Here is a 17,019-nt window from a genome sequence, read left to right as displayed (position 1 = left end):
AGAGTTTTGCCGCGCAGAAGTTTTGCCAAGCAGAAAGCGAGGTTTCCATGGGAAAGAACAACGTCACGTCAACGCCCTCCGGCAATCCGGGGAGCTGGACGATCTCGACCTTGGCGGTCGACCGCTTCGGCACCAGCCTGGCCGACGTACAGCAGATCCTCGCGGCGGCGATGGGCTTCACGTTCGATGGCTCGGTGCGGATCGGCGGCGATGACGACGATCAGTACCTCTACATCGACCGGGACGGCGGCGTACCGACGCTGCCGCGGCCGATCTACGACTTCGCCACCGCGATCGCCGAGCTCAGCGCGCAGGTGTCCGAGGGCTATGCCGGCGCCATCAGCAACAACCTGGAGCAGGCCAAGGCCAGCTTCGACGAGCGCAAGGCCTGCGACGAGAAACGCGGCGACTCGCTGCGCAAGGCGATGGACGCGATGAAGGAATGCGAAGCCACGCAGGGCAAGAGCAGGCAGGTCACCATCGGGCGTTCGTCCACCGCGTTGATCGCCGCCGTGATCCTCTCGCTGTGCGTGCTGGTCTCGCCGCTGACCGGTGGAGCGCTGATCGCCGCGGGCGTCGCCGCCGTCGTCGGTGTCGCGATCGCGGCGGGCCAGCTGGCCACGACGGTCTACGCCGCCAACGGCGTGCAGGTGGCGAATGCGGACGGCACGATGCGCAACAAGGACGTCACGATCGGCGGCATGGTCACCGCGCTCACGGAGCATCTGAGGAAGAACGGTCATCTCGAGGACTGGTCCGACGAGAAGATCTCCAAGTGGGAGCAAGGCTGGACGATGGCGCTGAACATCACCATCACGCTGGCGATGATGGCTGCCAGCGGCGCCGGCTACCGCCAGATCCGCTCGCTGGTCAAGGACGCGAAGGCCGGCATCGAGCAGGCGATGGCCCAGCTGAAGGGCGCGCACGTCGGGCTGGAGCAGGGCGCGCGGGTGGCGGAGACGGTCACGACGCTGAGCGATGCGTCGCTGACGATCGTCGACGGCCACCTGCAGAAGGTGCAGGGCGACCTGACCCTGGTGTCGGATCTCGCGACGGCAATGAAGGAATTCATGACATCGCTGTCGAGCCAGTTGTCCAGCCAGGCGCAGGCTTACTGCGACGCGTTCGAGCGGAACATGAAGGCCATGGACGACGGCATGAACCTCACCGACGACCTGCTGCGCCTGCTCAACCGGGCAGACCGGCCGAGCGCGATGCTCGGTTGAAGCCCCATCCGTCGCGATCCCAACGCGACCCCATCTCGATCAAGTCACCCCCCACGAAAGGATTCCACGATGTCCACCATGTACGGAAGCGGTCTGGTATTGCCCTCCAATGTTGTCAAGTTGGTCACCGCGGTGAACAACGCCGGCGACGAGAAGTCGTTCGAGGTGAGCAAGCAGGCCGCCATCGACGGCATCGAGACCGCGCTGACGGACGCATCGCTGGATCCGGCGATGCGGCAGACCTGCGAATTCCTCGAGTACGCGCTCGAGATGGGCAAGTACATGGAGCCGCCGACGACCGACTCCGGCGCTTCGCTCAACGACGTGGTGGCCTCGCTCAGCTCGCTGGTGGGCCAGTGCGCCTTCGTGGTGGCGGAGTTCATGAAGGTGGTGATCGACGCCGCGAAGGAATACCTGGAGAACGCCAGCAGTGACCGCCTGTTCGGACTGGCCGAGCAGCTCACCGCGATGAAGGCGTCGTATGAACAGAGCGTCGCCTCGGCGAACAGCCAGCATGACGCGACGATGATGCAGGCCATCACGACGATGGTCGAAGGCGCCGTGACGAGCGTCATCTCGGTCGTCAGCGTCACCTACGCGAGCCGGTCGGCGTCGCTGGCGAAGACGGAGGCGAGTGAGCAGCGAGCGCTGGCCGTCATGGAGGTCGATCTGCGGACGAAGCGTGACGAATTCGGCAAGGCGGACGAGGCGCTGAAGGTCGCGAACGGGAAGTCGGCTGTGAAAAAGGCACAGGCCGATTTCGACGCGAAGAAAGTCGCCTTCGAAAACCAGCAGCAGCTTGTCGACCGGCAGAAAGAAACCGTGGCCGGACTGCAGACCCGGTCGTCCGCACTCGGCGCTTTCTCGAACGCGATCACGTCGCTGGCGAAGGGCGCCACGATGGTCTCCGCCGGCGGGAACCTGGGTGCGAGCGACGCCACGCTCGATTCCAAGATCGCCGAGGCGGATGCACAGTACGCGAAGAGCAACGAAGGCGTGGCATCGACGGTCAAGCAGTCCGGCGACGACGCCTACCGTGCGGCCCTCGAGCTCATCACTTCGATCATCGAACTGCTCAAGAGCGCGATTCCGCTGGTGTCCAAGGGCCCGGCGGGCGGCTATTGAACGAAAGGAAACGCCATGTCGAACCCAGCTGCCGCCGTGTCCGTCGCGACGATGAGCGACGAAGAGGTCGAGGCGCTGTATGCGCGCGGCCACGGCCTTTTCACGATGAAGCGCTACCCGCAGGCGCTGCAGGTCCTGACGGTGGCGATGCTGCTGCGGCCCAAAGCGCTGCACTGCATGATCGCCGTCGGCCTGGCGTACCGCATGCTCGGCCAGGACGCGCACGCGATGGCCGTCTTCCAGATGGCGGTGATGCTGCATCCGTCGCGGCTTGAGCCGAGGGTCCACCTGGCCGACTGCGCGCTGCTGTCGGGCCAAACGGGACTGGCCCTCGATTGCGCACGCGACGCGTTGCGTTGCCCTTTGCAGGGCGGCACCTTCGAGGCGCCGCTGCGGCAGCGCGCGCAGGTGATCCTCGAGCGCGGCCGGCCGCCGGCGCGTCCCGCGGCGCCTGCGGTGCCGGCGGCGAAGGCGCTGCCGTGAGGGCCTCCACGACGCCGCCGGCCCCCGAGTCGTCGTCGGGCGTGCTCGCGAAGGACGACATGCGCCTGCTCGCCGACATCGGCTTCCTGGCCGCGATGGCTGCCGACCCCGCCCGGGCCGATGCGATCTTCTCGGGGCTTCGCGTGCTCGCGCCGACCAGCGCCTGTCCGTACGTGGGCATCGCGATGACCCGGATCGCGATGCGCCGCGCCGACGAGGCGGTGCGCCTGCTGCGCGACGAAGCGCTCGCGAAGGTGCCCGACGACGACCACGACATCCGGCTCTTCCTGGGCATGAGCCTGCTGGTGGCCGGCAAGCACGACGAAGCGCGGCGCGTGCTCGAACGGGTGGTGGCCGACGCGCCGCAGGGCGCGAACGCGCGCATCACTGCGCAGGAGGTGCTGCAGAGCGCGGCGATGCAAGGCCGGGCGCCGGGCGGCCCGGCCTCGCTCAGGCCAGCCGCTGCGCCACCGTTCGCCGGCAGCGCACGAACGCCCGGTTGAGCGACAGCGCGTCGCGCGGCCTGCATTGCGGGTCGCGCGACAGCGCGGCCGCGAGCAGCGCGTCGACATCGCCGTGCAGCAGGCTGGCCATGCGGTCGGGCGGCAACAATCCGGGCTCGGGCGCGCAGCCGCTGCGCCGCACGCGAACGCTCGCGAGCAGCGGGTCTTCGTGGCAGATCGCCCGCATCGTGTCGACCACCGTCGTGTGCGTGCTGCTGTCATGCGGCGTCTGGCCGGTGAGCAGCCGGTAGGCCAGCCCGGCCAGGCCGTGCACGTCGGTCGCCGTGGTCGACGGCTGGTTGCGCACCTGCTCGGGCGCGGCACATTCGCCGGTGAAGGCCGCGCTGTCCGACTCCTCGCGGCGGATGGCGTCGCGCGTCGCACCGCGCACGCCGTGCTGCCTGCCGAAAGACGGCATGCCGGGTTCCATCTCGTCGGCGTTCAGCGGCTGCGCGATGCCGAAATCCAGCAGTTTCGGCCGGCCCTCGGCGGTCACCAGCACGTTGCCAGCCTTGATGTCGCGGTGCACGACGCCGCGTTCGTGGGCATGGGCGACCGCGTCGCACAGCGCGATGACCAGGTCGATCCGCTGCAGCACGCCGATCGCATGCCGCCGGCACCAGGCATCGATCGCGATGCCGTCGACATATTCCAGCATCAGGAAGGGCAGCGTGCGGGCCCGGCCGCTGCCGCGCAGCAGTGCGATGCCGGGGTGGTGCAGGCGGCCGAGCAGGCGGCCCTCGTGCTCCAGGCGCCGGCGCATCTCGGGCGTGTCCAGGTCCTGGCGGGGCATTTTCAGCACCACCTGCTCGCGCCGCGCGGGTAGCAGCTCGTCATCGCGCGCCGCCAGGTACACCTCGCCCATGCCGCCGCGCCCGAGTTGCCGCTCCAGGCGATAGGCGCCGAAACGTTGGCCGATGCGCTCGGGGAGCGCGGGCGCGGGCGGCAGGCTGGCGGGGGTCTCGAGGAAGTCGTCGTCATCGGCCATCTCGAGCAGCGATTCGACTTCGGTGCGTACCCCGTCATCGTCGCCGCAGGCCTGCGCGACGAACGCCGCCCGCGCGGCGCGAGGGCAACCGAGCGCCTGTTCGACGACCAGCTTGACGCGATGCCAGTGGAGGGATTGCAAGGAGGATCACCCGACGCAAAAAAGGAATCGGCCTGACGTTTTGCGCCTGGCACCGAGCGCGCAGCATGCGCAGGCGGTTCGATGCGCGAATGACGAGGCGCTGATGGATCGGTGACGCAGGCGATCTACGGCCCCCCTTCCGACAGATATGCCGCAACGCCAATGTCAACGAGCAGGCATCAATTGCCAATGCTGTGCATCGACGGAGGGCAAATGTGCAGCAGCCGTGCAGATGCCATGCACGCTTGCTGCAAGTCACCTCCACAGAATCGGTGCAGCGCGCGCTGCAGCCCTTCACAGTCGTCACGAGCCGGCAGTCGAAGCTCCGCTGTGGCACGGCCGCGCAGTCCCCCGCGCAGTCCCTCTACCCCCAAGGACGACCATGACGCCTCCAGCCTCTCTCGACTCCGATCTTTCCGTCCACCGCCACGGCATCGGCAACCCGATGGCGCCTGCAGGGCAGGACCGGCACGAACTGCTGTCCAGTGCCTATCCGCAGCTGCGGCGCCTGGCGAGGCACTTCCTGATGCGCGAGAACCCCGGGCACACCTTGCAGGCGACGGCACTGGTGCACGAAGCCTTCCTGCGCCTGATCGACCAGAGCAATCCGGTGATGGACACCGGCCACTTCGTCGCGCTCGCGTCGCAGATGATGCGCCGGGTGCTGATCAACCACGCGATGAGCCGCAAGGCCGAAAAGCGCGGCGGCGGGCTCGTGCACGAGCAGATCGACGACGAGCTGCCGGTGGCGGCCGAAGCCCCGGGGGTCGACGTGCTGGCGCTGGACCAGGCCCTGCTCGAACTGCGCGGCTTCGACGAGCGGCAGGCGCAGATCGTCGACCTGCGCTTCTTCGGCGGCCTGTCGATCGAGGAGACGGCCGAGGTGATGGCGGTCTCGCCGGCCACCGTCAAGCGCGACTGGCTGACCGCGAAGCTGTGGCTGCGCCGCCGCCTGAACGATTGACCCGGGGCGTGGCGTTCCGCGCCGGTCGTCGGCGGTGAACCTTTTGCTGCCGGGTGTTACTCAAGCGAGGTCCACAACCTTTGGCGGTGCGGTCCTTCGGGTCGCGCCGCGACTCCCGGATCGCCGTCATGGCCACTTCTCCGATCACCTCGAAAGCCCAGAGCCACCCTTACCCGAAAGCGCCCGCTACAGGGCCGGCTGACGAGGTTGCGGAGGTACTGCAGGAGGTGCCGCAGGACGTGGTGAGAACGAACGGCTCGGTGCTCGACACCTTGGAATCGAGGGCCCTGGCGCAGGCCTACGTCGACCAGCTGGGCTTGGTCCCCGACGCGCCGCTCGACGTCGAACAAGAGGGCTGGCTTGTCAATGAAATCAACATCGGCGCCGCGTGCCTTCACGTCGCCGAGAAGGTGGCCAACACCTTCCTGGGCCCGCCGGACGGCGCGTCATGAGCCGCTTCCCCGACGAAACCTGCGTACCACCCACACCCGCCATTGAAAGGTCTTCCTCATGAGCCGTGCCCCCGAACGCCTGAGCACCTTGCTCAGCGAACTCGACGCCAGCAAGCCGCGCACCGTGCAGCTGAGGGCGAGGCCCGACGGCGCGTCGTGGTCGATGCGCACGCGCGATGGCACCACCTGGCTGGCGCAATGGCACGACCAGCCGTCGCGCCTGCTGTTGACGACGGTGCTCGGTCGCCTGCCGGGCGACTACCGGCAGATGCTGCTGGAGGCTTCGCTCTCGTACAACGCGCTGATGCGCGAGAACGGCGGCATCCGCCTCGCGATGCGCGAGGCGTCTTCCGAACTGGTGCTGTTGCTCGACCTGTACACCGACAACCTGACGCTGCCGCAGCTCAGCGCTGCACTGTCGGATTTCGCGGCGTCGGTGCGCATGTGGTCGGTGTTCGTCGCGAACCAGTCGGCGGCGAACGATGCGACCGATGTCGCCGATGGCGCTGATTCGGCGTCACCCTTCCAGCAATTGGCCTGAGCGTGGCGGACCGCCTTCTCTTGAGACCGTGATGTCATGAAAACACCACGCTATGTAACCGGCGACTTGTTCAGCAAGAGCGGTCTGGAGTTCGCGGCCAGGCACTACCACGGTCCCAACAAGGTTCTCCTAGGCAAGCCCAATTACGTCGCGGGTGTGAATCCGGACGATCTCACAGGGCTTGCAGGGCTCGTCAACACGCAGCGACTCAGTGCAGCCCAGAGATATCGCGAGGCGATGAAGAAGGCCATCTCCAAGGAGCCGGATTGCCGGATGAAGACGAAGGTGCTGGATTACCTCGACAAAGCGAAGAAGGAGGGAGGGTACGTCCAGTCTGAAAAACTGATGGATGCGGTCCGCAAGTCCATGCGGCCGAGCGCCCTGGACAAGGCTGCCAGAAATGCTGTCTTCAAGAATTTCGGCGGTGTCAAGCAGGGCCTTCAAAAGGCGGCGGAAAGGCTCGATAAGCGTCACAGTTCGGCAAAGATTTCGGATTGCAAGTTGCAAATGACCACGCTTTTCGCTACGGCCATCAAAGAGCTGGAAACGCAATTGAACAACATCGAAGTCAGCACCAATCGCTCTGATGCCCAACGCGATCTGAGTTCGTGTCTGACGGAGGCGCGCGAGGAATTGACACGCGCCCTGGATGATTGGCAGGCGGAATGCCAGGGCGGCGACCACATCCCATCGATGCACACCCTGTGGGAGTCTCTCGGCCGGCAGACAGCCCAGCTCGCGAGGGTGACGGGCTTCGAAGAGAAGTCTGTTCCGCCGACTCCGTACGGCACCTGGCTTCCTGCTGTGCTGGTGGGTTCGAAGGGGTTGCGCAAGACAACGCACGAGCGGGTGTTGGGCATTCTGTCGACGCATCAAAAGGATGGTTCGCGCACGACGATCAGCGCCCCCGATCGCAAGCAGCTGGAGTCCGAGTTCAAGAAATTGCAGATCCCGCCCTCGTCAGGCGCAGCCAAGGCGCCGTCAACCTCCGCGAGCCCGCTGGGTGACAACCTGACCGCCAAGTTGACCTCCCTCATCAAGAATCAGGGCGCCAATTACCACGAGATACGAGCGCTGTACAAGGAGGTGCAGGCTTGGCCGGGGTACGCGAGTGTTGGTGCTCCGGCGGTGAAGGCAGCCGACACGCCGACGCCCGATCAGATTCGCCAGCGCGATGAGTTGATACGCCGGCTGATCCTCGGCCGCAACGCTGTCGAGAAGGAGCCGTCGGGGTTCGCTATGAATGTCTTGCGCGACGAAGTGAAAAAACTGCCATTGGACGCGCTGTCCCCGCGGTTGAGGCGCGAAGTTGAGTCGCTGAAAAAGGTCCTGGCACCGAACACGGTTGTGACGTATCAGCGGCTGGATCGAGCGGTGAAAGACTTAAGGAATCTGCTTGGCTACCCCAACAAACTTGCCGAGGAGATCTACGAAGCCACCTTGAGGCTCCAAATGCAGAAACAAGTCGATGAACTCGAGGATTGGTGGGTAACCAGGCAGTGCCAACCGTCCGGCGCGCAGATTCCGCCAACCATCGTTGCATCGAAGATTCAACTCGGAATTGCAGCCCTCCTTGCGAACCCAGATGCCAAGCCGAACGGCCCGAACGAGCGCTTCTCATGGACGGAGCTCCGAGAGAAGCTGCTTGCACTTCACCAGAAATTCGACAGACCCAATGGCAAGTACGCGAATAGAAGTGATTCCGACCTGATGGTCCTCATGAGGACCGATCTGGGCCGCTGCTACAGGTAGTTGTCCCCTGCGCCCTTCCTCGTCTCCCCATCCACCGACCCGACGCCACCATGACCCCCATCCCCGCCTCCGTGACCCACGTCGTGCAATCCCTCGGCCCCGCCACCGACCAGGTCCGCGAGGTCAGCTTCAACGGTGAAGACGGCTCCTGGGCCGTCGTGATGGAAGACGAGTCCGAGGTGCTGGTCGAATGGGACGACGCGCCCTCGCGCCTGCTGCTCAGCAGCCTGCTCGGCGCTGCGCCGCTCGGGCGCGAGCCGCTGCTCTACACGTCGGCGCTCGCGTACAGCGGGGCCGGCATGTCGCGTGGCGGCGTGACCGTCGGCCTCGGCGGCGCGGGTGGCGAGCTGATGCTGATGCTGCAGCTGTCCGCCGATGCGCTGCTGTTGCAGGACCTGCAGAAGGCGCTGCTGCACTTCCATGCCACCACGCTCGAGTGGACGCGCTTCGTCGCCGGCGACACCGACACGCGCCCCACCGTGCCGTCCGACGACCTCCAGGCCGCCTCGCTGCTGGCGGGCGCGCCGCTGCCGGCCATGCCGGTGGAGCACCTCGCCGGGCGCTGAGCCCGCGCTCTCCGGCTCGCCCCTTTCCGCCCGTTTAGATGGCCGCCTCCGTCCGAGGCGCGCCGCCGCATGTCGTCGCGGATCTCGAGCTCCCTGCAACGGCATGAGCCAGTTCGCTGCGATTTGCTGCGTAACCCGACATGACTGAGCCCGCCTGCCTTCCCGCCCTGGCCTTGATCGAAGCCGATGCGGCGCAACGCTGGGATCGACCCGCGCGCGACAAGCTGTTCCGCAAGCTCGTGGCCGACCACCAGCCTCGCCTCTACCGCTTCGTGCTGCGCCACATCGGCCACCCGAACGACGCCGAAGACATCGCCCAACAGGCGTTCGTCGAGGCGGCGCGCACCATCGAGCGCTTCCGCGGCGAATCGGAGCTGTCGACCTGGCTGTACGGCATCGCGCTGAACCTGGTGAAGAACTGGCTGAGCCGCTCGCCGCGCCGCAACCACGTGCATGTCGGCACCGAGGAACTCGACGAGATGCCGTCGGGCGATTCCGACCCGAGCGAGCTGCTCAGCCGGCAGCAGACCATGCGCCGCCTCGTCGAATCGATGGCCGAGTTGCCGCAGGCCATGCAGGAAGTGCTGATGCTGGTGGCCGTCGACGAGCTGTCGTACGAGGACGCCGCCGCCATCCTGAGCGTGCCGGTCGGCACCGTGCGCAGCCGGCTCTCGCGCGCTCGCGCGCTGCTGAAGGAGCACCTCACCGCGGGCGGGGTCGACACCCGCTTCTGATCGCCGGGAGCGGCCCGCTGCGTGATGCAGTGCCGCTTCCCTCCCCCCGCGTGAGCCGATCCGGCCGCATTCGCTGCGTAGACCAGGGTTGGGTACGCCGCCGTGCCAAGGAGTTTGCTGTGGATGTCGCCTCGCCCCTGATGTTCAACACCGTCGCCGTTGCCGCCTCGGCCGCCGGCGGCGGCCTGCCGCCCACCGGCGACGTGGCCGCCGACGCGGCCCGCTTCGCCCAGCTGATGGCACAGCCCGCTCCGGCGGCCGCCGCCTCCGGCGCGGTCGATCCGCTGCCCGCCGTCGATGCCGTCGGCGCGGTCGCGCCCACGCGCTCGTTCGGCGACGCCATCCTGAGCGGGGTGGGCGCGTTGGGCGACACCTACGCGAAATCGATGGAGGGAATGAATGCGTCGATCAAGGCCGGCGTGGGCGCCGTCGATGGCGCGAGTGCGACCCCCGCGGCGCTCATCGAGGTGCAAGGCAAGGTCGCGCACTGGAACCTGCTCGTCGAGCTGTACACCTCGTGCGGCAAGCAGAGCACGCAGAGCCTCAACGACCTGACCAAGCTGCAATGAGCACGCAGCACACCTTGCGCCTGACGTTGCCGCTGGTGCTGGCGCTGCTGAGCGGCTGCAGCCGCCCGGCCGACCTGCTGACCGACGTCTCCGAGTCCGAGGCCAACGAAGTGGTCGCGGCGCTGTCGCAGGCCCGGATCGAGGCGAGCAAGCGCCCCGCGAAGGAGGGCCTGGTCAACGTCGAGATCGATGCCGCCCAGGTCCCGGCCGCCGTCGTCGTGCTGCAGAACGAAGGCCTGCCGCGCGAGCGCCATGCGTCGATGGGCGAGGTCTTCCGCAAGGAGGGCTTGATCTCGTCGCCGCTGGAGGAGCGGGCCCGCTACCTGTGGGCGCTGTCGCAGGAGCTGGGCACCACGCTGTCGCAGATGGACGGCGTGCTGAAGGCCCGCGTGCACGTGGTGCTGCCGGAGCGCGGCAACGGCAGCGAGCCGCCGTTGCCGTCGTCGGCAGCCGTCTTCATCAAGCACCAGCGCGGCTACAACCTGCAGGCTTCGGTGCCGCAGATCAAGATGCTCGTGTCCGGCAGCATCCCCGGCCTGCAGGTCGACCGCGTCGCGGTGGTGCTGGTGTCGGCGCAGAAGGCGGGCGCGGTGGCCGAGTCCGCGGCCGGCAGCGTGCCGAAAGGCGCAGAGACGAAAAGCGCGGAGACGAAAGGCGCCGAGAAGGCCGCCGAAGTGGCCTCCGCCGCGTCGGGCGGGCAGGGCGCCGTCATCAACGCGAAGGCGGCCAGTGCCGGCGCCGGCCGCCCCCGCTGGACCATGGTGGCTGCCATCGCCGGCCTGGCGCTGCTGGGCATCGCCGGCGGGGCCGTGGTGTGGTGGCTCAAGCGGCGGCGCAAGCCGGCGGCGGCGCCCGATGCGGCGCCCGGCGCCACGCCTGGCGTCGCTTCCACCGTCACGCCGGAGAAGCAGGCGTGACGGCCGCGGGCATCGCGACCGCCGGCGGATTCGCAACGCTGCCGGCCGGCCTGGCCACCCGGCTGGCGAGCTTCAGTTTCATGCCGGCCGACTACCTGCATCCCTCGCGCCGCGCGAGCTTTGGCGGCGCGGTGCCCGAGGCGGTGTGGGCCGATGCACGCGCGCGCCGCAGCCTGTCGGCGCTGGTGCTGCAGGGCCTCGGGCTCGCGCAGCGGCCCTGCCTGGATGCCGGTTGCGCCGAGTTGCCGTTTGCGCTGCTCGACGCGGCGCGCCTGGAGACCTTGTCGCGCGGCCTCGCGGCGCTGCGCCTCGCACCGCTGGTGCGCCGCAGCCTGCTGCGCGAGCAGGTGCTGCACTGGAAGCGCCGGCTCACGCCGCGCCTGCATGAGTTCGCATTGCACTCGGCCGCGCTGTTGCCGGGCCTTCCCGCCCTCGAGGCCGAGCCCGACGGTCCGATCGAGCCGCTCGGCCACGCCTGGATCTGCGCCGGCCTTGCGAACGCACCCGACGAGATCCGGCTGCGCGCCGCGCTGAAGCTGCCCGCCGACACCCTTCCCGCGCCGGTCGATCCGGCGCACGCACGCCGCGTCGTCGGCACCGTCCTCTCCGCACTGGATCCGCAATGGTGTACATCGTTCGCGACGCTGCGCTGAGCCGCGCCCGGCCTGCCGCCGCAGGCAAGCTGATCCGCGCCGAGGCCTTCTGGGCCTGGAGCGATGCCCGCGCGCTCCTCGAGAAGGCGCAGCACGATGCCGCCTTGGTTCGCGAAGAGGCGCACAAGGCCTTTGCGGTCCAGCAGCAACTCGGCCTCGCGGCCGGCCGGCAGGAAGCACGCAGCGAGCAGGCGCAGGCGATGATGCAGATGGCCGACCGCACGCGTGCACACCTCGAAGGTGTCGAGGAGCGCCTGGTCGCGCTGGTCGGCGAGGCGGTGCGCAAGGTCATCGACGATGCCGATGCCGGCACCCGCGTGCGCAGCGTCGTGCAGCGGGCGCTCGCGCTGGTGCGCGGCCAGAAGCAGCTGACGCTGCGGGTGAACCCGGCGCAGGCCGACGCGCTGCGCGCCGACCTGGAGCGCGTGCTGGCGCCGTTCCCGACGATCGAATGCGTCGACGTGGCGGCCGATGCGCGCATCGCCCCCGATGCCTGCCTGCTCGAGTCCGAGATCGGCGTCGTCGAGGCGAGCCTGCCGGCCCAGCTCGCGGCGCTCGAAGCGGCCCTGAAGGGAGCGTCGCGTGCAGTGGCTTGAGTCGCCCGGCTTCGAGCCGGTGCTCGACCGGCTGCACGACACGCTGCGCCGGCACGAAGGCGGCCCGACGCTGCGCGGGCGCGTCACTCAGGTGACCGGCACCATCATCAAGGCGGTGGTACCGGCGGCGGTGGTCGGCGAGATCTGCACGCTGCGCAACCCGGGCGAAGCGCGCGAGATGAAGGCCGAGGTGGTCGGCATCGTGCGCGGCACCGCACTGCTGACGCCGATCGGCGACACGCTGGGCATCTCCAGCGTCACCGAGGTGATCCCGACCGGCCAGGTGCACATGATCGGCGTCGGCCCGCAGCTGCTCGGCCGCGTGCTCGACGGGCTGGGCCAGCCGCTCGACAGCGACGTGCACGGCCCGTTGGTCACCAGCCGGCAGTGCCCGGTGTTCTGCGCCGCGCCCGACCCGATGAAGCGCCGCATCATCGACCGCCCGGTGCCGCTCGGCGTCCGCGCGATCGACGGCCTGCTGACCTGCGGCGAAGGCCAGCGCATGGGCATCTTCGCGGCGGCCGGCGGCGGCAAGTCGACGCTGATGGGCATGCTGGTGAAGGGCGCGCAGGTCGACGCGATCGTCATCGCGCTGATCGGCGAGCGCGGCCGCGAGGTGCGCGAGTTCCTCGAGCACGAACTCGGCGACGAGGGCCGGCGCCGTTCGGTGATCGTCTGCGCCACCTCCGACAAGTCGGCGATGGAGCGCGCGAAGGCGGCCTACGTGGCCACCGCGATCGCCGAGGATTTCCGCGACCAGGGGCAGAAGGTGCTGTTCCTGATGGATTCGGTGACGCGCTTCGCCCGTGCGCAGCGCGAGATCGGGTTGGCCGCCGGCGAGCCGCCGACGCGCCGCGGCTACCCGCCGAGCGTGTTCGCGACGCTGCCGCGCCTGATGGAGCGCACCGGCATGAACGACAAGGGCTCGATCACCGCGCTGTACACCGTGCTGGTCGAGGGCGACGACATGACCGAGCCGGTCGCCGACGAGACGCGCTCGATCCTCGACGGCCACATCGTGCTGTCGCGCAAGCTGGGCTCGGCCAACCACTACCCGGCGATCGACGTGCTGGCCTCGGCCTCGCGCGTGATGAACGCGGTGGTGAAGCCGGAGCACCGCGCGGCCGCCGGCAAGCTGCGCGAGCTGATGGCGAAGTACCAGGAGGTCGAGCTGCTGGTGAAGATCGGCGAGTACAAGAAGGGCAGCGACGCGCTGGCCGACCGCGCGATCGAACGCATGCCGCGCATCAACGAATTCCTGCGCCAGCGCACCGACGAGCAGATGTCGTTCGACGCCACGCTGCGCAAGCTGCAGCAACTCGTCGAGGGAGGGCGCTGATGCCGATGCTCAGGAAGCTGCGCGACATCAAGGTCTTCCGCGAGCGCAAGGCGCAGACCGAGGTGCAGCGCGCCGCGCGGGCGCTGGAGCAGGCGTCGCAGCGTCTCGAGGACGAGAAGCGGGCCTTGCGGCAGCTGCGCATCGACACGCGCGAGCGCGAGGACGCGCTGTATGCCGACCTGTTCAGCCGCGTGGTGCTGAAGTCCGACATCGACGATGTGAAGTTCAAGGTCGGCGAGCTGCGCGAGCACCTTGCCGCGCGCGAGAAGGACCTCGAAGCGGTCGCGCAGGCGCTGCGGGCGGCCGTCGACGCGCGCGACGACGCGGTACGCCAGCACCGGCTCGCCGTGCGCCAGCGCGAGAAGTTCGACGAGATCGTCGCGCAGGCCGATGCCGACGCGGTGCACGAACGCCAGCGCATCGAGGACCTCGAACTCGAGGAAGTGCGCGTGGCAGGCCCCGAGCAGTTCACCGAGGAGTTCGCATGACGCTGCTGCACAAGGAGGTCGATTTCGGCGCAGCCTACCTCGACGCCGGCCTGCAGGGCGAAGCGGGGGATGCCGCAGGGCCCGTGCCCGAGCCGGACGCGCTGGCGCTGTTCGCACGCCACATGGGCGACGGTGGCGGGCGGGGCTCGCACGGTGGCGCGCCGGGCCTGCAGGACGTCTTCGACGAGGTCTTCGCGCCGGCCGCAGCGACCGCGGCGGCGCTGCCGCCGATCGGGGTGGCGGCCGACGGCAGCGGCGCAGCGGCCGGTGGCCAGGCCGATGCCTTGCTCGTGGACGCCGTGCAATCGCTGTGGGTGGCGCACGGCGCGGACGGGCGTGAGCTGCGGATGCACGCGCTCGGCGAGCGGCTGGCCGACACCTCGCTGCGCATGCTGGAGGACGCAGGCCGGCTGGTGATCGAGTTCGAAACCCCGGCCGGCGAGTCGCGCGAGTGGTTGTCGCAACGCCTGCACGGGCTGGCCGCGCACCTGGGCCGCCATCTCGACCGGCCGCTGCGCGTGTCGTTGTCGACGCCCGCGGCGGCACAAGCGGCAGGCGCGCCGGCCCTGGAGGCCGTCCACTGGCCGGAGGACTTCGACGCATGAACCGGCCGACGACAACTCCCGCGCCCCGGCGGCTTCCGAGCCTGCCGCGCCTGGAGCGCAGCACGATCGAGCAGCGCAATCGCATGGCACGCCGGCGCGCGCCGCTGCAGCTCGAGCTGGCCGGTCGGCAGGGAACGCTGGCCCTGCGGCCGTGCGAGCCGGGCCGTGCCCCGCGCGACGGGCTGGTCGACCTGCCCGTCGAATGGGGGATCGCGCCGCTGCGGGTGCGCCTGCGCCCGCGCAGCCTCGGTGACCTGGTGCAGCAGGCGCTCGGCACCGACCTGCCGGACGAGGCGCCGGCACTGCTGCGCCGCGCGATGGTCGAGGCCGCGCTCGGCGCGGCGATGACGCAGCTGGAACGCGCCTGCGGCCGGCGCCTGCACTTGGTGGACGCGGGCCACTCGGCGGACTCGCCGGCGGTGCGGCACGGCATCGACTGGCAGCTGCAGATCGACGGGCTGGTCAGCGAAGGCGAGCTGTGGACTGACGACGCCGGCTTGCAGCAGTTGGCCGCGAACTGGACGCCTGTACCTCTCGGCCACGGTGACGGCGACACCGAAAACGAACACGAAGGGCTCGTCGCGGGCTTCGAGGACCAACCGATCGTGCTGCGCCTGGGCGTTGGCTGGGTCGACCTGCCTGCCGGCGAGCTGGCCACGCTGGGCGAGCACGACGTGCTGCTGCTCGACGAGACCTGGCTGCGGCCGGACGGCGGCATCGCGCTGCGCGTCGGCCGCGACAGCGCGCTGATCGGCCGCATCGACGGCACGCGCATCGTGATCACGCAAGGATGGACCGACATCATGGACGATCGAATGGAAGACGACGAGTTCGACGACGAGTTCGATGACGAGTTCGATGACGACTTCGACGAAGACGACGAAGACGACGAAGACGACGAAGACGACGACGACGACGACGACGAGGAGGACCGCGCCGAGCTCGACGATGACGAGTTCGACGACGAAGAAGACGAGTTGGACGACGGTGCAGGACAGGCGCCGGCCGCACCCGTCGACCTGGCCGAACCGGACGACCGGCCGCCGCGCCGCCTGCCGGCGCAGCCGCCCGCAGCGCAGGCGCTGCAGCCGGCACCGGTGGCCGCCGGGCTCGCTGCCGCGGGCACCGACGTGGCCGTCGTGGCGGCCGCGCCGGCCGCCGGGCCGACGGCAGGGCGCCCTGCACCGGCCACCCGCCGAAGCGTCGCGCGCCACCTGGGCACGCTGCCCGTGCGGTTGAGCTTCGACCTCGGCCAGCGCACGCTGACGCTGGCGCAGCTGCGCGACATCGGCCCCGGCCATGTCTTCGAGCTCGGCCGCGACCTGCGGCGCTGCGTCGTCGTGCGGGCCAACGGCCGGCCGATCGGCGAGGGCGAGCTGGTCGACATCGACGGGCAACTCGGCGTGTCCCTCGTCAGCCTGGCAGGAGCCGCGCGATGATGCATGACGTCGATCCGTTCAACCTGATCCTGCTGTTCGTCGCGATGGCCTTCGTGCCGGTCATGGTCGTCACGATGACCTGCTTTCTGAAGCTCGCCATCGTGCTGTCGATCCTGCGCAACGCGCTGGGCGTGCAGCAGATCCCGCCGAACATGGCGATCTACGGCCTGGCGCTGATGCTCACGGTCTACGTGATGGCGCCGGTGGGTACCGAGATCGCCGGGACCCTCGAGAAATCGAAGGTCTCGACGTCCGATGTGAAGGCCTTCATGCCCGAGTTGCGCAACGCGGCCGAGCCGCTGCGGCACTTCCTGGTGCGCAACAGCCGCCCCGAGCAGCGCGACTTCTTCCTGACCACCGCACGCCGCCAGTGGCCGCCGCAGTACGCCGCCGGTGCCGCGCACGACGACTTCATGATCGTCGTGCCCGCCTTCCTCGTCAGCGAGCTGACCTCGGGCTTCGAGATCGGCTTCCTGCTGTTCCTGCCGTTCATCGTGATCGACCTGGTCGTCTCGAACATCCTGATGGCGATGGGCATGTCGATGGTCTCGCCGGTCACGCTGACGCTGCCGCTGAAGCTGTTCCTGTTCGTGATGATCGACGGCTGGTCCCGGCTCATCCACGGGATCGTCCAGACCTACGCCACCTGATTCGCGGGAGACACGCCTTGAACGTCAACGACCTGACCTCGCACGTGATGCATTCGCTGCTGCTGACGCTGTGGCTGTCGCTGCCGCCGATCATCGTCGCCTCGGTGGTCGGCACGCTGTTCGCGCTGGTGCAGGCGCTGACGCAGATCCAGGAGCAGACGCTGTCGTTCGCGGTGAAGCTGGTGGCCGTGGGGCTGACGATCTACCTGACCGCCCGCTGGGTCGGCGGCGAGATCTTCAACTTCAGCGTCGGCGTCTTCGATTCGTTCGGCACGCTGGTGCGCTAGG

The 17,019-nt window shown here is 68.9% G+C and carries 21 protein-coding genes; 20 read left to right on the top strand and 1 reads right to left on the bottom strand.

The features are described 5' to 3' along the window. Positions 1 to 47 precede the first annotated feature (47 nt). From FHT26_RS09965 to FHT26_RS09950, 4 genes are all read left to right on the top strand, one after another. Positions 48 to 1,226: a hypothetical protein gene (locus FHT26_RS09965; RefSeq protein ID WP_168559976.1), complete on the top strand. Its 1,179-nt coding sequence runs from the start codon at positions 48 to 50 to the stop codon at positions 1,224 to 1,226. Positions 1,227 to 1,295: 69 nt separating this feature from the next. Beyond that, entirely contained in the window at positions 1,296 to 2,351 is a 1,056-nt protein-coding gene (locus FHT26_RS09960) for a hypothetical protein (RefSeq protein ID WP_168559975.1), read from the top strand. A 15-nt stretch (positions 2,352 to 2,366) separates the two neighbouring features. Beyond that, positions 2,367 to 2,834 (top strand): hypothetical protein, encoded by a 468-nt coding sequence (locus tag FHT26_RS09955; RefSeq protein WP_168559974.1) that lies wholly within the window; start codon positions 2,367 to 2,369, stop codon positions 2,832 to 2,834. Then, the gene (locus FHT26_RS09950; protein ID WP_168559973.1) at positions 2,831 to 3,337 is read left to right on the top strand and encodes a tetratricopeptide repeat protein; all 507 of its coding nucleotides are present in this window, start codon (positions 2,831 to 2,833) and stop codon (positions 3,335 to 3,337) included. The genes FHT26_RS09955 and FHT26_RS09950 overlap by 4 nt, the downstream gene beginning before the upstream one ends. Here FHT26_RS09950 and FHT26_RS09945 read toward each other — a convergent pair. Beyond that, a complete protein-coding gene (locus FHT26_RS09945; RefSeq protein ID WP_168559972.1) occupies positions 3,285 to 4,466 on the bottom strand; it encodes a serine/threonine-protein kinase in 1,182 nt (393 codons plus the stop codon). The genes FHT26_RS09950 and FHT26_RS09945 overlap by 53 nt on opposite strands. A 382-nt stretch (positions 4,467 to 4,848) precedes the next feature. On the opposite strand from FHT26_RS09945, the gene FHT26_RS09940 reads away from it, so the two are divergent. The 16 genes from FHT26_RS09940 (at position 4,849) to sctS (ending at position 17,018) form a co-directional block, all read left to right on the top strand. Then, positions 4,849 to 5,430 (top strand): ECF-type sigma factor, encoded by a 582-nt coding sequence (locus tag FHT26_RS09940; RefSeq protein WP_168559971.1) that lies wholly within the window; start codon positions 4,849 to 4,851, stop codon positions 5,428 to 5,430. A gap of 128 nt (positions 5,431 to 5,558) precedes the next feature. After that, positions 5,559 to 5,882: a hypothetical protein gene (locus FHT26_RS09935; RefSeq protein WP_168559970.1), complete on the top strand. Its 324-nt coding sequence runs from the start codon at positions 5,559 to 5,561 to the stop codon at positions 5,880 to 5,882. Between the two features lie 58 nt (positions 5,883 to 5,940). After that, on the top strand, positions 5,941 to 6,423 hold the full coding sequence (locus FHT26_RS09930; RefSeq protein WP_168559969.1) for a type III secretion system chaperone: 483 nt from the start codon (positions 5,941 to 5,943) through the stop codon (positions 6,421 to 6,423). Positions 6,424 to 6,459: 36 nt separating this feature from the next. Then, positions 6,460 to 8,175, top strand: coding sequence for a hypothetical protein (locus tag FHT26_RS09925; RefSeq protein WP_168559968.1), 1,716 nt, complete (start codon positions 6,460 to 6,462; stop codon positions 8,173 to 8,175). Positions 8,176 to 8,225: 50 nt separating this feature from the next. After that, positions 8,226 to 8,741, top strand: coding sequence for a type III secretion system chaperone (locus FHT26_RS09920; protein ID WP_168559967.1), 516 nt, complete (start codon positions 8,226 to 8,228; stop codon positions 8,739 to 8,741). A 140-nt stretch (positions 8,742 to 8,881) separates the two neighbouring features. Beyond that, positions 8,882 to 9,475, top strand: a complete 594-nt coding sequence (locus FHT26_RS09915; protein WP_168559966.1) for an RNA polymerase sigma factor — start codon at positions 8,882 to 8,884, stop codon at positions 9,473 to 9,475. Positions 9,476 to 9,525: 50 nt separating this feature from the next. After that, positions 9,526 to 10,044, top strand: a complete 519-nt coding sequence (locus tag FHT26_RS09910; protein ID WP_168559965.1) for an EscF/YscF/HrpA family type III secretion system needle major subunit — start codon at positions 9,526 to 9,528, stop codon at positions 10,042 to 10,044. After that, a complete protein-coding gene (sctJ, locus tag FHT26_RS09905; RefSeq protein ID WP_210427314.1) occupies positions 10,041 to 10,961 on the top strand; it encodes a type III secretion system inner membrane ring lipoprotein SctJ in 921 nt (306 codons plus the stop codon). The genes FHT26_RS09910 and sctJ overlap by 4 nt, the downstream gene beginning before the upstream one ends. After that, a complete protein-coding gene (locus tag FHT26_RS09900) occupies positions 10,958 to 11,614 on the top strand; it encodes a SctK family type III secretion system sorting platform protein (RefSeq protein WP_168559964.1) in 657 nt (218 codons plus the stop codon). Before sctJ ends, FHT26_RS09900 begins: the two co-directional genes overlap by 4 nt. Beyond that, positions 11,584 to 12,210, top strand: a complete 627-nt coding sequence (locus tag FHT26_RS09895) for an HrpE/YscL family type III secretion apparatus protein (protein ID WP_168559963.1) — start codon at positions 11,584 to 11,586, stop codon at positions 12,208 to 12,210. Before FHT26_RS09900 ends, FHT26_RS09895 begins: the two co-directional genes overlap by 31 nt. A gap of 19 nt (positions 12,211 to 12,229) precedes the next feature. After that, on the top strand, positions 12,230 to 13,549 hold the full coding sequence (gene sctN / locus FHT26_RS09890; protein ID WP_168560129.1) for a type III secretion system ATPase SctN: 1,320 nt from the start codon (positions 12,230 to 12,232) through the stop codon (positions 13,547 to 13,549). Further along, the gene (sctO, locus tag FHT26_RS09885) at positions 13,549 to 14,037 is read left to right on the top strand and encodes a type III secretion system stalk subunit SctO (RefSeq protein ID WP_168559962.1); all 489 of its coding nucleotides are present in this window, start codon (positions 13,549 to 13,551) and stop codon (positions 14,035 to 14,037) included. The genes sctN and sctO overlap by 1 nt, the downstream gene beginning before the upstream one ends. Further along, positions 14,034 to 14,642 (top strand): hypothetical protein, encoded by a 609-nt coding sequence (locus FHT26_RS09880; RefSeq protein WP_168559961.1) that lies wholly within the window; start codon positions 14,034 to 14,036, stop codon positions 14,640 to 14,642. Before sctO ends, FHT26_RS09880 begins: the two co-directional genes overlap by 4 nt. Next, entirely contained in the window at positions 14,639 to 16,081 is a 1,443-nt protein-coding gene (gene sctQ, locus FHT26_RS09875) for a type III secretion system cytoplasmic ring protein SctQ (RefSeq protein ID WP_168559960.1), read from the top strand. Before FHT26_RS09880 ends, sctQ begins: the two co-directional genes overlap by 4 nt. Further along, positions 16,081 to 16,731 carry a type III secretion system export apparatus subunit SctR gene (gene sctR / locus FHT26_RS09870; protein WP_168560128.1) on the top strand — a complete coding sequence of 217 codons (651 nt, stop codon included), beginning with the start codon at positions 16,081 to 16,083 and terminating at the stop codon, positions 16,729 to 16,731. The genes sctQ and sctR overlap by 1 nt, the downstream gene beginning before the upstream one ends. A gap of 17 nt (positions 16,732 to 16,748) precedes the next feature. Further along, positions 16,749 to 17,018 (top strand): type III secretion system export apparatus subunit SctS, encoded by a 270-nt coding sequence (gene sctS / locus FHT26_RS09865; protein WP_282597158.1) that lies wholly within the window; start codon positions 16,749 to 16,751, stop codon positions 17,016 to 17,018. Position 17,019: the final 1 nt, after the last annotated feature.

This window comes from Rhizobacter sp. SG703 (assembly GCF_012275445.1).
Classification (GTDB): Bacteria; Pseudomonadota; Gammaproteobacteria; order Burkholderiales; family Burkholderiaceae_C; genus Rhizobacter.
This window is presented reverse-complemented; position numbering and strand designations above follow the sequence as displayed.